Genomic DNA, 14078 nt, shown 5'->3' with positions numbered 1-14078 from the left:
GGGCGACAACGCGGAGCGTTGGCAACCGACGACAACGCCGCAGATGTGCGTGCCAGACCCCGCGACGCCGAGATGATCCAAACGACAGGCCCTAGTCCCCGAACCACGTCTCCGCGAGCGCGTCGAGCGTCGGTTCGGGCGGGGCGGGCAGCTCGCGCAGGTACCAGGGAAGGTTGCTGTAGACGTGCAGCAGCGTGTACGCGAGGAGCAGGCGGGGCGGGAACGTCTCGCCGTACGCCTTCATGAAGCGGGCCAGGAGCCCCGGCTCGGCGCGGGTGACGAAGAGCCCCACGCCCACGAAGTCGTACGCCCTGTCCCCGATCATGGCGGGTTCGAAGTCGAGCAGCCCGGTGAGCCGCCATCCGCCGTCGGGGTCCACCAGCAGGTGCTGGCGCATGAACTCGGTGTGCAGCAGGGCGCGCCGGTCCGGTGACCCGGCGCCGTCGAAGGTGACGGAGTCGAGGAAGCCGGGGATCTGCGCCAGCCAGTTCCCCGGCAGACCGCACGTGCGCTGCCGCTCGACCGCCCCCGCCCGCTGCCGCCGCACGAACGCGTCCCAGTCGCCGGGGCCCAGGACGTCGGCCAGCGGCCGGTGGTCCAGGGCGTGCAGCGCGGCGAGCGCCTCGGCCGCTTCGGTGACGATCCGCTCCCGGTCTGCGCGCGGGACGCGCGGCCAGGCGACGGCGAGGTCCTCGCCGGGCAGCCGGTCCATCAGGACGTAACGCCAGCCAATGTCGTACGAGCCGACGCCGTGGACGCGCGGTGTGGGGACGGGCAGCCTGCCCTGGACGTGGCTCAGGACGCGGCCCTCGGCGACGCCGTCGTCGGCCGCCGCCTTGGGGAAGAGCTTCAGTACGTGCGCGTCGCCCACCGCGTAGACGGGCTGTGACCCTTCCGTGTAGCGGACCAGGGGCGCTCCGGCGAGACCGAGCCGGGCGCAGAGATCCTCGGCTCCGGGCCGCATCACCGCCTCGTCGGGGATGACGCGGTCCCACTCCTCTTCGGTGTTCACCTCGGGCAGCATGATCGGCACCGTAGTGGCTGCCGAGTACGGCCCGCGACCGGATTTCGGCCGCCGCGGGCGGCCCCGCCGGCCCCTGGCGTGGCGCCGTCAGAAGACGAACGGGCCCGGGGTCTGCGCCGATGTGGCATTACAGGTCACGGTGATGCCGAGGACCACGATCGTCAGGGACGTGCCTTCGAGGCTGTCCCCCGCGGCGACGGTCCCGGTGAGCGGACCCGTGGAGACGGCGCCGCCCGCGGGGATGGCGGGGTTGGAGCTGCCGGTGAACTCGGTGGTGCCCGAGCCGTTCTTGGTGAGGGTGAGCGTGGAGTCGACCGAGCCCGCGCCGATGTCGATGGGGGCGGTGATCGCCGAGGTGGACACCTCGATGGTGGCGCTGGTGCCGTCCTGGGTGGCGGTGAGGGTCGCCGTGCCCGAGCCGAAGGAACCGCAGTCGAACGAGAGGGTGGCGCTCTGCGGTTCGACCGCACTGGCCGCGGGGGCGAGGGCGAGCGCGCCGACGGCGAACGCCGATCCGATGGCTGTGCCTATGCCGAGTCTGCCGTGTCGCATGGAGGCCTGCCTTTGGTGTGTGTGGGGGTGGTGGGGGGAACACGATGTCCGGTCGCGTATACGTGTGCTGACGGGTCGTCAGCGGACCGGGTCGCCGCCCATTGAGGCACACGCCACCAGAGGTGACAAGGCAGGCCTCCATGATTATTGACATGTCACGACCAATTTCGGCCGCTCAGGCACGGGCCAGTGCTCGGACCCCGGTCAGGCGTCACCGCCCAGCGCCTCGGCGACACCCTCGGCCAAGAGGTCGACGTACGCGGCCGTCCAGGCCTCGACCGTGGCGCGGTCCCACAGGTCGGTCGAGAACTCCAGATAGCCGGAGAGCACGTCGCCCGTCGGGATGAGACCGAAGTTGAACTCCGACCGCGCGCCCGGCACGGCCAGATCCTCGACCGCCGTGGTCAGGCCCGGCAGTTCGATGTCCGTCTCCAGCGAGTTCTGGTACTGGAAGCCGATCGGCAGCTTGTCGGGCACCTCGGTGCCCAGCGCCGCCGACAGGTCGGCCGCCACCGCACGGAGCGGCGTCGCGTGGTCGATCGCCTCGACCGCGCTCCGCGCCACCTGGTCCACCAGCGCGCCGAACGACCCGGCCCGGTCGCCGCGGACGCGCAGCGTGAAGGACGAGACCGTGCAGGCGGCGAGGGCCTCGAACTCCCGCCGCTCGCGGTTGGCGTAGGAGATGGCGAGCAGGACGTCCCGCTCGCCCGTCACCTCGCCGACCAGGCGGGCCATGGCCGCCGCCGTCACCGCGAACGGCGTCGTGCGGTGCCGGCGGGCCAGGCTCTCCACGCCCGCGCGCACCTCAGGCCCCACCCCGAACAGCACCACGTCACCCGCGCCGCTCAGCTCCGCGGGACGCGGCCGGTCCAGCGGCAGCGACGCCGAGAAGGGAGCGCCTTCGAGCTGCCGTGACCAGTAGTCGACCAGGCGGCCCTTGTCCCGCGTGCGGCCGTGCTCCTGCTGCCAGCGCGCGTACGCGCCGGGCTGCGGCGGGTCCGCGGCCAGGCCGTGCGGTTCCCCGGTGACCGCCGCCCGGTACAGCGCGGCGAGCTCGCGGAGCAGGATGGTGACCGACCAGCCGTCGCAGGCCGCGTGGTGCAGCACGAAGAGCAGGGTCCACCGGTCGCTCCCGGTACGCAGCAGCCGCAGGACCGGGGCGAGTTCGGCCCGGATGTCGAAGGGGGCCGCGGCCGTCTCCGCCGCCAGGCGCTCGGCCTCCGCCTCGGCATCGGCCGCCGATCCGAGGCTCGCGACCAGGTCCTCCTCGGGCAGCTCGACCGGCCTGGGCCGCAGCGCCTCCTGCTGCCACTCCCCCGTCGCCGCGTCCTCCACGAGGCGGGTGCGCAGCGCCTCGTGCCGTGCGACCAGTCGCGTCAGGGCCGTGCGCAGGGCCGGTACGTCGAGCTTTCCCGTGAGGGTCAGGCGCATCGCCACGTTGTAGATCTGCGGGCGGGGGTGGGTCAGGTGCCGGGTGATGAAGGCGCTCTGCTGGGCGGTGACGGGGGCGCGGCCTTCGGGCACGGCCTCGGCGGCCGCTTCCGTGGCGCCCGGCTCGACCTCGGTCTCCGCCTGTCCCAGGTACGCCGCCATCGCGCGGAGTGTGGGCTCCTCGTAGAAGCGGGCCACGGGGTACTCCGTGCCGAACTCCTCCCGCACGCTGTTGGCCAGGCGGATCGCCGTGATGGAGTGGCCGCCGAGTTCGAAGAAGGAGGCCTCGGGGCCGATCGTGCCGGCGGCGACACCGAACTCCTCGGCCCACAGCGCCCGCAGCCGGGCCTCGACGCCCCGGGAGGCGGGCTCGGAAACGGCTGGCACGGAGGCCGCTGGCCCGGAGATGACGGACCCGGAGGCGACGGTCCCGGAAGCCGCTGGCCCGGAGGCGACGGACCCGGAGGCGACGGTCCCGGAAGCCGCTGGCCCGGAAGCGACGGGCCCCCGAGCAGCGGGCTCGGAAGTGGCTGGCCCGGAAGCGGCGGACCCGGACGTCTCCGCCGCCCGCGGCCGCTCCTCCGTGGCGGTGACCAGCGACGGCTCCGGCAGCGCGGCCCTGTCCAGCTTTCCGTTGCCGGAGAGCGGGAGCGCGGGGAGCAGCGCCCAGGCGCGCGGCACCAGGTGGTCGGGGAGCCGGGCGGCCAGCTCCCGCGTGAGGCGGTCGGCGGTCTCCTGCTCCCCGGCCGTCGCCGTGGCGGGCACGGCGTAGGCGGCGAGCCGGGCCTCGCCCCGCCGGTCGCGGCGGGCGAGGACGACCGCTTCGGCGACGTCCGGCAGCGCGTTGAGCGCCCGCGTGACCTCTTCGGGCTCGACACGGTAGCCCCGTATCTTCACCTGGTCGTCGGAGCGGCCGCGGAACTCCAGGGCGCCCGTGGCGGTCCAGCACACGAGGTCGCCCGTGCGGTAGAGCGGGCCCGCGCCGCCGAGCGGGTCGAGCGGGTCGGGGACGAAGCGCTCCGCCGTAAGGTCCGGACGGCCCAGGTAGCCGGTGGCCACTCCCGGCCCGCCCACGTACAGCTCGCCCACCTCACCGGCGGGCACCTCGCGGCCGCGGGCGTCGAGGACGCGCAGCGTGACGTTGTCGACGGGGCGGCCGATCGGGATCGGGACCGCCGGGCCTTCGGTGCCGAGCGGCGCCACCGGCTGGGTCGTGCAGAGCACGGTCACCTCGGTGGGCCCGTAGACGTTCACCGTCTCGTACGGGGCGCTCGCGCGCGGCCGGGTGCGGAGCACGTCGCCGCCGAGCAGCAGGTGCCGCAGCGGTGGCTGTGCGTCGTCCGGCAGCGCGAGGACCGCCTCGCCGAGTGCCGTGGGCAGGATGGAGAAGGTGACGCGGTGGTCCGCGTACCAGCGGGCGAGGGCCGCGGGGTCCTTGCGGACCGTCTCGTCGGCGACGACGACCGTGGCGCCGGCGGTCAGCGCGGGCCAGATCTCCAGGGCTGCGGCGTCGAAGCTCTGGCTGCATACGGCGGCGGCGCGGTCGTCCGCGGTGAACCCGAAGCGCTCGTGGTGCCACTGGCACAGGTCCACCACGGCCCGGTGCGGCACCGCCACGCCCTTGGGCGTACCGGTGCTGCCGGAGGTGTAGATCGCGAAGCAGAGCGCGTCGGGGCCGGGGGCCACCGGGGGTGCGGTGTCCGTGCCGGCGGGTGCGGCCGTGGCGTCGACCACGGCCACGCCCCGCGGCACCTCCGGCGGCTCATCGGCGCCGTCCACGACGAGGACTCCGGCGCCGCTCTCCGCGAGGACGACCCCGGCCCTGGCGCGCCCCTGCCCGGGGTCCAGCGGCACATAGCCGTGGCCGGACTTGAGCGCCGCGAGCATGGCGACGATCAGCCGGGCGCCGCGCGGCAGCCACAGGGCGACCGGCGCCCCTTCGCGGCCACGCTCGCGCAGGACGGCCGCGAGGCGCTCGGCCCGCTCGTCGAGGTCCCGGTAGGTCAGTGTCGCGTCGCCGCTGATCACGGCGGTGCGGTCGGGTGCCGCCTCGGCCCAGCGCGACGCCAGGGCGTGGACGGTGCTGCGGGTGCGCTGCCGGGCGCGTCCGCGCCGCCACGCTTCCGGTACGGCGGCCGGGGCGCCGGTGGCCTCGGCGAGCACGTCCCTGAACGTCCCGAAGAGCGCCTCGATCGTCGCCTCGTCGAACAGGTCGGTGTTGTACTCCAGGTGGCAGCGGACGCCGTCCGGCTGGTCGGTGAAGTACACGCTGAGGTCGGTCAGCGCCTTGTCGGGGCCCGAGTCGAGCGGGGTCGCGCGCACCCCGGGCAGTTCGAAGCGGAACGGGTCGCCGGTCTCGAACTCGGCGAGCGTCTGGAAGACGGGGGTGCGGTCGAGCGCCCGCGTGGGGGCCAGCTCCCGGACGACGGCCTCGAAGGGCACGTCGGCGTGGTCGTAGGCGTCCAGGGCGACCGAGCGCACCCGGTCCAGGAGCGTGCCGAAGTCCGGGTCGCCCGAGAGGTCCAGGCGCAGGGCCAGGGTGTTCACGAAGAAGCCGACGACGTTCTCGTACGCGGGGGTGCGGTCGGACATCGGGGTGCCGATGACGAGGTCGTCCTGGCCGGTGACCCGGTGCAGGGCGGCGGCGTACCCGGCGAGCAGCGTCATGAACAGGGTGCTGCGCCGCTCCCTGCCCAGCTTCCGTACCGACTCCGAGAGTTCGGGTTCGAGCGTGCGGAAGAGGGCGCGGCCGTTCGACGTCATCCTGGCGGGGCGAGGACGGTCCGTCGGCAGGGCGAGGACGGGCAGGTCGCCGTCGAGCGCCTTCTTCCAGTACGCCAGGTCCTCGGCCGCCTTCGCGCCGCCGAGGGAGTCGCGCTGGGCGCGGGCGTGGTCGGCGTAGGTGTGCGGCAGGTCGGGCAGACCGACGGGCGGGGCGCCCGTGACCTCCGCGCGGTAGTGGGCGGAGACGTCCCGCGCGAGCACCGCGGCCGACGCCGCGTCCATCACGATGTGGTGCAGGGAGAGGACGAGCACGTGCCGCCGCTCGCCGAGCCGGACCAGGCGCGTGACGAACAGCGGCCCGTCCGCGAGGTCGAAGCGGCGCTCGCTCTCGGCCCTGAGGGTGGCGGCGACCGCGTCATCTCCGGGTCCCGTGCCGTCGACGACCGCGAAGTCCACCTCGCCCGCCGCCCGCGCGAACTGCCGGGGCTCGCCGCCGACCTCACGGAAGACGGTGCGGAGCTGCTCGTGCCGGGCGGCGAGGGCGCACAGGGCCGAGCGCAGCGCGGGCACGTCGAGGGGCCCTTCGAGCTCGATGGCCTTGACCTCGTTGTACGCGGTGCGGCCCGGCAGCATCCGCTCCAGGAACCACACCCGCTGCTGTCCCGGCGACAGGGGCGCCCCCTGGTCGGCGGGCACGGGGGCGGGGGCGGGCGCCCGCTCAACAACGCCCGCGGTCGTGGTCGTGGTCGTGGTCGCGCTCGTACGCCGCAGCGCGTCCAGGTGTACGAGGCCTTCGCGCATCGCACCGGGTGCCACGCCGAAGTCGACCAGCGCGACGACCTCGTCGGCGCCCGCCGCGCGCACCTCCTCGACGACCGGGCGCACGCTCTGCGGGCTGCCGATGAGGGCGCGCTGGTCGCAGTAGCGGTCGTAGGCGCGGCGGAAGACGACGTCCAGGTCGTCGTCGGTCATCGCCGAGAGGTCGACCTTCTGGCCGAGGCTGCCCGCGACGTTGCCGAAGAGCGACAGGGACGAACGCATGTACCGGGACAGCGGCTCGCGGGCCTCGGCGCGCGCCGTCGCGTGGTCCTCGGCGAGGTAGGTGTGCAGGAGCACGGCGACGTGCCCCGCGTCGGGGTCCAGGCCGTGGGCGGCGCGGGTGCGCCGGTAGAGCGCGATGTTCTCGCTGAGCTGCTCGACGCTCTGGGTCATGAGGTTGGTGACGATGCCCAGGTCGTGGCGTGCGGCCAGCTCGTACGACGCCGGGTTGCCGACGACGGCCGTGTACATCGGCGGGGCGTCCTGGACGGGACGCGGGAAGAGCCGCAGGTCCGCCTCGCCGGAGCCGGTGGTGCGGCGCAGCGGCTCGCCGCGCCACAACTGCCGTACCTGCTCGACCTGTTCGTACATCAGCTCCTTGTGGGAGCCGAAGCGGTCGGGGAAGAAGGCGAAGTCGTTGGCGTGCCAGCCGCTCGCGCAGCCGATGCCGACGCGGCCCCCGGAGAGGTTGTCGACCATCGACCACTCTTCGGCGACGCGGATCGGGTCGTGCAGCGGGAGCACGACGGAGCCCGCGTTGATGCGGATGCGGTCCGTCTCGCGGGCGAGCGCGGCGGCGAGCACGACGGGGTTGGGGAAGAGCCCGCCGAAGGAGTGGAAGTGCCGCTCGGGGATCCACAGGGAGTGGAAGCCGTTGCGGTCGGCGAAGCGGGCGGTCTCCAGGAGGTGGTCGTACTTGCCGTGCTTCGGGGCGGTGTCGTCCTGGGGGTAGTCGCCGAAGAAGTAGACGCCGAAGTCGAGCGGGCGGGTGGCGGCCGGCTTCCCGGCGGGCGCGGCGGGCGCGGCTTCGGGGGCCGCCTCGGGGGCGCGGCGCGCCGTGGCGGCGGTGTTCCAGGCCACGGCCTGCATCTTCGGCCCGGGGGCGGCGGCCGTGGCCGCCGGGCGCGGCTTCGGCACGGTCACGCCGGGCGTCGCCCTCCCCTTCCCCTTCGTACGGAAGAACCCGGCGTCCCGCAGCTCCCGCAGCGAGCCCTTCACGGCGTCGGCGACGAACTCGATGTCGCCGTCGGAGTGCTCGGTGGAGAGGAAGAAGTTGCGCCACTCCCACACGTGCACGCCGCGCAGCATGAGGTGGTGGTAGAGCAGCTCCATGTCCGCGCGGTGCTCGAACCGGAACTGCGAGCCGAAGTGGCTCAGGCTCAGCGCGAACTCCTCCGCCTCGAAGAAGGTGTTGAGCGTGGCGGCCAGCTCGTCGGTGCGGGCGTTCAGACGCTCCTGGAGCCGCGGGCTGTGCTCCTTGAGGTGGCCGAGGACGGCGCGGGCGGCGACCATCGACACCGGGTGCTGGATGTAGGTGCCGCCGAAGAACGTGGTGTCGGCCTGCGGATAGCTGTCGTCCCCGTAGCTCCAGTGGCCGCCGTCGATGCCGTCCATGATGTCGGCGCGCCCTGCGATGGCCCCGATGGGGAAGCCGCCGCCGAGCAGCTTGCCGTAGGTGGCGAGGTCCGGGGTGACGCCGTACAGCTCCTGGGCGCCGCGCGGCGCGGGGCGGAAGCCGGTCAGCATCTCGTCGAAGAGCAGCACGATGCCGTGGCGCCTGGTCAGCTCGCGCAGGCGGCGCACGAAGCCCGCGGGACGGAGCGAGGGGTGGCGGCTCTGCACCGGCTCGACGACGACCGCGGCGATCTCGCCCGCCTGCCGCTCGATGACGGACAGGCTCTCCTCGCTGCCGTACGGCAGGACGAGCAGGTCGGCGACGGCGTTCTGCGGGATGCCCGCGGACATCGGGACGGTGGTCGGGCCCTCGCCGCCGGTACGCGGGGAGCGGCCGAGGACGTTGTCGTTGTGGCCGTGGTAGGCGCCCTCGAAGGTGATGACGCGGTTGCGCCCGGTGGCGGCGCGGGCCAGGCGGATCGCGGCCGAGTTCGCCTCCGTGCCGGAGTTGGCGAACGCGACGCGCTCCATGCCGGTCAGTTCGGCGAGCAGCTCGGCGGCCTCGCCGGTCTCCACGTTGCGCGGGCCGAGCTGGATGCCGCGCGAGAGGTGCTCGCGGACGGCCTCGGTGACGAAGTCGGGCTCGTGGCCGAAGAGCAGCACGCCGAAGCCCATGGTGATGTCGACGTAACGGTTCCCGTCGATGTCCTCCAGCCAGGAGCCCTTGGCCCGCCGCCCCGCGATCGGGTACAGCATCTCCTTCGTACTGCTGCGGAACCCGACCGCCGCCCGGCTGTCGGCGAGCACCCGGCGGTACTTCTGGGCGATCCGCTTCGAGGTGGGCGTCTTGGCGGTGTAGCGGCGCACCAGGTCGTCCAGGTGCGCCCGCTGGGTCTCGGGGGCGCCGCCGCGGACCATGCCGGAGGCGCGGGCCACCTCGGGGCGGGGGCCGTGCTGGGCGGGGCGTGGCGCCTCCGGCGCGGCTTCGGGCGTCCCCAGTTGGCTCGCGATGCGGCGCGAGAGCTGCTCCATGGCCGCGAGGTCCGCGTCGACCGCCGCGGAGACCGGGCTCGGGTTCGCGGTCATCGGCCCACCTGCGCCTGAGCGGTGAGCAACTGGGAGAGCTGGCCCATCAGTTGCAGCTGCATCTGGGTGAGCTGGTGGATCTGCCGCTGGAGGTCCTCGACCTCCTGGCGGGTGGCGTACGCGGGGGCCGCCGCCGGCGCCGGTCCGGGGACGGGGGGCGCCGCGGGCGCGGTGACCGGCGGGGCGGGGAGCGGCTGCGGGGGCAGCGGCTGGGCGGGGAGCGGCTGCGCGGGGAGCGGCTCGGAGCTTACCGGCGCGGCGGTCACCCCCATCTTCCCCACGATGACCGAGGCGAGCCCCTTCGCCGTCCCCGCCTCCTCGAAGAGCTCCCGCATCGACACCTTGACCCGGTGCTCCCCCTCCAGCTCGCGCAGCACGCCGATCATCTGCAACGAGTCCGCCCCGAGGTCGAAGAAGGAGGCGTCCTCGGCTATCTCGCTGGTGTCGTAGCTGAGGTGCTTCGCGGTGACCTTGATGATGTGCTGGAGCACACGCTCGACCGCTGCTTCGTCCTGTGCCACTTCGGTTACATCCCTCGCAGGTCGTACGGGCCGTGGAAGGTGGTTCTCCGGCCCTGTCCAGTAGTACTTGTGCTGGAAGCGGTAGCCGGGCAGGGGAATCCTGCGACCCGCCCCGCCCGTGGAACCGCCCGTGGAGCCCCCCGTGGAGCCGCCCATGAAGATCCGCCAGTCGAGCGGGGCACCGCCCCGGTGGAGGCCCGCCGCCGCGTCCCAGAGCGGTTCGAGCCCGGCCCCGCGCCGCAGCGTCGGATACGCCGTCCGGTCCGGCAGCTCCCGCCGTACGAGCCCGCTGAGTGTGGTGTGCGGGCCGAGCTCCAGGAGCGTGGCGGTGGCCGTGTGCGACGTGGCGAGGGTCCGCAGGGCGTCGGCGAATCTCACCGGGTGACGCGACTGTCGTACGAGATAGTCCGTGTCGGGAAGCCAGCCCGCGGGGCGGGTGCGCCCGTCCAGGGTGCTCACGAACGGCACGGCGCACGGGGTGAGTCCGGCCTCGGCGCACAGGTCGCGGAGCCCGGGGAGTACGGGGTCCATCAGGGCCGTGTGGAAGGCGTGCCGCACCGGGAGCGGGTGGGCGGGGACGCCGCGCTCGGCCAGGAGCTCCGCGAGGCGGTCCATCGCGGCGGCCGGGCCCGCGAGGACCTGGCCGCGGGCGCTGTTGACCACGGCGAGTTCCACCTCGGGCACCTCGGCGGCGAGGTCGCGCGCCGCGTGCTCCTCCAGCCGCACGGCGACCATCGCCCCGGGCGCGCAGAGGTCGCGCATCAGCCTGCCCCGTCCGGCCGTCAGGCGCAGCCCGTCCTCGACGCTCAGCGCCCCGGCCGCGTGCAGCGCCGCGTACTCGCCCACGCTGTGCCCGGCCACCACGCCCGGCGTGATCCCCGCCTCGCGCCACAGCCGCACCAGCGCGCACTGGAGGGCGAAGAGCGCGGGCTGCGCCAGTTCGGTGGGCCAGGGCGGCTCGGCCTCCGGGTCGCGCTCGGTCTCCAGGAGGGGCCTGAGGAGGCTGTCGCCGCCGGTGAGTTCCGCGTACTGCCGCTCACAGGCGTCGAGGACCTCCCGTACGACGGCGAAGCGGTCGTAGAGCCCGCGTGCCGCGCCCCGGTACAGGCTGCCCTGCCCGGTGAAGAGGAACCCGGTGCCGGCCCCGTCCGCGCCGCCTCCGCCGGGGCGTGGGTCCGCGAGCCAGGCGTCGAGTGCGCCGGTGAGCGCGGCGACGGTGTCCCCGCGCAGCGCGAGGCGGTGCCTGCGGTGGGCGCGGCCGAGCGCCAGCGTCGTCACGAGGTCCGCGTGGCGCGTGCCGGGGTGGGCCCGCAGGTGGTCGCGGAGAGCCGAGGCGTTGTCGGCGAGCGCGGCCTCCGTGTGCCCCGCGAGCACCAGGACACCCGGCGGCTCGGGCGCATCGGCCGGGCGGGGCACGGGGGCCGGGGCCTCTTCGAGTACGAGGTGGACATTGGTCCCGCCCACCCCGAACGAGCTGACGCACGCCCTGCGCGGCCCGTCCCCCCGGGGCCACGGGCGCGCCGAGTCCGGGATGTAGAAGGGACTGGCGGCGAGGTCCAGGGCGGGGTTGGGGCGCCGGAAGTTGGCCATCGGCGGAATGACGCCGTGCTGGAGCACCAGCAGCGCCTTGATCATGCCGGCCAGGCCCGAGCAGACGTCGAGGTGCCCGATGTTGGCCTTGACCGCGCCGAGGGCGCAGTAGCCGGTGCGGTCGGTGTCGGCGCGGAACGCGGCGGTGGCGCCCTCGAACTCGATCGGGTCACCCTTGAACGTGCCCGTCCCGTGCGTCTCCAGATAGCCGATGCTGCCCGCGTCGACGCCCGCCCTCTCCAGGGCCCGCCGGATGGCGCGGCGCTGCCCGTCGGCGCTCGGCGCGGTGAACGCCCGCTTGTCCGCCCCGTCGTTGTTGGCCCCCCAGCCACGGATGACGCCGTGGATGTGGTCGCCGTCCGCAAGGGCACGGTCGAGCCGCTTGAGCACGACGGCCGCGACACCCGTACCGCCGACGGTGCCGTCCGCGTCGGCGTCGAAGGGCCGCAGGTAGCCGCTCTTGGAGAGGATGGAGCCCTTGACGTACTGGTAGCCGAGCACCTGCGGCACATGCACGGCGGTGGCGCCCGCGACAGCGATGTCACAGTCGCCGTGGGCGACGGACTGCGCGGCCTGGTGGACGGCGGTCAGTGAACTGGAGCACGCCGTCTGGACGTTGACGGCCGGGCCGGTGAGGTTGAGCCGGTAGGCGGCGCGGTTGGCGGTGAAGTCGCTGAAGTTGCCGATGGTGACCTGGAGCCCCGCCACCCAGTCGGCGATGCCCTCCTTGAGGACGTTGTGCTGGAGGTAGCTCTGGAGGGAGTAGAGGTGGTAGCCGGTGCTTGCGTAGACGCCGACATCGTTGCCTTCGCGCCGCGTGGTGTCCCCCGCGTAACCGGCGTTCTCCAGGGCGTGGTGCACGCACTCCAGGAACAGCCGGTGCTGGGGGTCGGTGATGCGGGCCTCGTGGGCGCTCATCCCGAAGAAGCTCGCGTCGAACCCGGCGATGTCGTCGAGGACGCCGCTCGCGCCCACGAAGTCATCGGCGGAGTACTGCTCCTCGGTGATCCCGGCGGCGGTCAGCTCGGCCTCGGTGAAGCGGCGGATACGGTCGGCGCCGTCGCGGATGGTGCCCCAGAACTCCTCCGGCGTCTCGCCACCGGGCAGCCGGAAGTCCATGCCGACGACGGCCACGGGGACGGCCGGGGGCGTCGTCGCGGGTAAGGGGGCGGCGGCTGTGCGCACTGCGGTCATCGGACCTCGGCCTCGCTTTCCACGGACGGCGGGTCTTGTCGTACGGGAGGCTTGGCGTTGGCCCCTGCCTTGGCCTCTCGGCGCGCCTGCCGTACGAGGACGACGAACATCCCCGCGCAGAGCACGATGGCGAGGCCGTGCAACAGCCCGACCACGGTCAGCGGTGAGTACAGGTCGAGGAGCGCACCGCTGACCAGCATCCCCAGCCCGAAGCCGGTGTTCTCGACGGAGGCGGAGAGGCCGAAGAGCCGCCCGCGCTGCTCGTCGGGCGCGGCCTGGAGCCGCGTGACGTAGGCGATCTCGGTGAGGCCGTCGGCCATGCCCGCGACGAGGGCCGCGGCGACGGCCACGCCGGTGGGCAGCCCCGCGAAGACCACGATGAACGCGGCCGACATCACGCAGGCCCCGATGGCGAAGGCCCGCTCCCCCGGCCCCTGCCGCCCGCCGCGCCCGGCCCAGCGGCCGACGACCTGCTGCATGACGATGTTGCCGATGGCCCAGGTGGCCCAGAACTGGCTGACGAAGGTGGCCGGATGCGACGGATCGAGGGAGCTGGAGTAGACGGGCAGGGCGACGTTGTGGGAGGAGGACCCGAGCCCGTCGGCGGCCCGGACCACGATCATGACGGCGAGGACGGGAGCGGCCCGCAGCAGGAGCAGCGCCCCGACCCGCCGCGGCTCCTCCTCCGCGGCGTCCGCGGTGCCGGCTCCGGCCGGCTTGTCGTCTCTCCGCGTACGAATCGGCAAGGAGAGGAGCACACTCGCCGACACGGCGAAGGAGACGGCGTCGAGGGAGATGGCGGCAACGTAGCCGAGCTGGGAGACGACGACACCGGCCGAGGCGAACCCGGCGATCATCGCGAGGGAACGCCCGGTGGCGAGCAGCGAGTTGGCGCGGAGCCGCAGCTCGGGCCCGACGATCTCGGGGATGGCGCTGCGGAGGGAGACGCCGGAGAGGGTGGAGCAGAACCCGGTGACGACGGCGAGGACGTACAGAAGCCCCGCGCGGCCGGCATCGGGGGCGATCAACAGCGCTACCATGGCGACGCACTGTGTGAGATCGGCGCCGACCATCAACCGCTTACGGTCGTACGCCGAGACCAGCCGTCCGCTCACAAAGCCGGATACGACGCTGGTCAGCAGCCGCACGGCCATGAAGATCCCGGCGGCCAGCGCGCTGTCGGTGACCTCGTAGATGAAGACGTTGAGCGCGACCATGTTCAGGTAACTGCCGTACGCCGAAACGCCGTTGCCCACTACGAGCAGGCGAAAGTGCCTCAAGCGTGCCCCCTGGTCGATCCTGGCCCGTCACTCACCGTCCGGTGCCGCCGCACTGCGCCGCAACGGCCTTCACACTCACGCGCCCCGAAGCGCACCCACAGTCCCCCGAACTGGTGACTTGACAACTCCAACCAGCCGTTGCGCCCCAGGGTTTACCCTGGAATTCGCCCAGGTCAGGCCTGTCGCCCCTTGGATTCCTTTCTGTTTCCGCGGGACCGTGGTTAGATCAAGTTGCGGTCACGC

At 73.6% G+C, this 14078-nt stretch carries 5 protein-coding genes; all 5 read right to left on the bottom strand.

Features of this window, described 5'->3' with window-relative positions:
- Positions 1 to 91 precede the first annotated feature (91 nt).
- Positions 92 to 1024, bottom strand: a complete 933-nt coding sequence (locus ACZ6JY_RS40095; protein ID WP_469204456.1) for an aminoglycoside phosphotransferase family protein — start codon at positions 1022 to 1024, stop codon at positions 92 to 94.
- 87 nt (positions 1025 to 1111) lie between these two features.
- Entirely contained in the window at positions 1112 to 1576 is a 465-nt protein-coding gene (locus tag ACZ6JY_RS40090; protein ID WP_469204454.1) for a hypothetical protein, read from the bottom strand.
- 204 nt (positions 1577 to 1780) lie between these two features.
- The gene (locus ACZ6JY_RS40085) at positions 1781 to 9250 is read right to left on the bottom strand and encodes a MupA/Atu3671 family FMN-dependent luciferase-like monooxygenase (protein ID WP_469204452.1); all 7470 of its coding nucleotides are present in this window, start codon (positions 9248 to 9250) and stop codon (positions 1781 to 1783) included.
- Positions 9247 to 12555: a type I polyketide synthase gene (locus ACZ6JY_RS40080; protein WP_469204450.1), complete on the bottom strand. Its 3309-nt coding sequence runs from the start codon at positions 12553 to 12555 to the stop codon at positions 9247 to 9249. The genes ACZ6JY_RS40085 and ACZ6JY_RS40080 overlap by 4 nt, the downstream gene beginning before the upstream one ends.
- Complete coding sequence (locus tag ACZ6JY_RS40075; protein ID WP_469204448.1) at positions 12552 to 13835, bottom strand: MFS transporter; 1284 nt, start codon at positions 13833 to 13835, stop codon at positions 12552 to 12554. Before ACZ6JY_RS40075 ends, ACZ6JY_RS40080 begins: the two co-directional genes overlap by 4 nt.
- Positions 13836 to 14078: the final 243 nt, after the last annotated feature.

This window comes from Streptomyces sp. NPDC046335 (assembly GCF_055587985.1).
This window is presented reverse-complemented; position numbering and strand designations above follow the sequence as displayed.

Coding starts and splice junctions, on each gene's coding strand:
- ACZ6JY_RS40080 (WP_469204450.1), bottom strand. CDS start 12,555: ATGACCGCAGTGCGCACAGCCGCCGCCCCCTTACCCGCGACGACGCCC.
- ACZ6JY_RS40085 (WP_469204452.1), bottom strand. CDS start 9,250: ATGACCGCGAACCCGAGCCCGGTCTCCGCGGCGGTCGACGCGGACCTC.
- ACZ6JY_RS40095 (WP_469204456.1), bottom strand. CDS start 1,024: ATGCTGCCCGAGGTGAACACCGAAGAGGAGTGGGACCGCGTCATCCCC.
- ACZ6JY_RS40090 (WP_469204454.1), bottom strand. CDS start 1,576: ATGCGACACGGCAGACTCGGCATAGGCACAGCCATCGGATCGGCGTTC.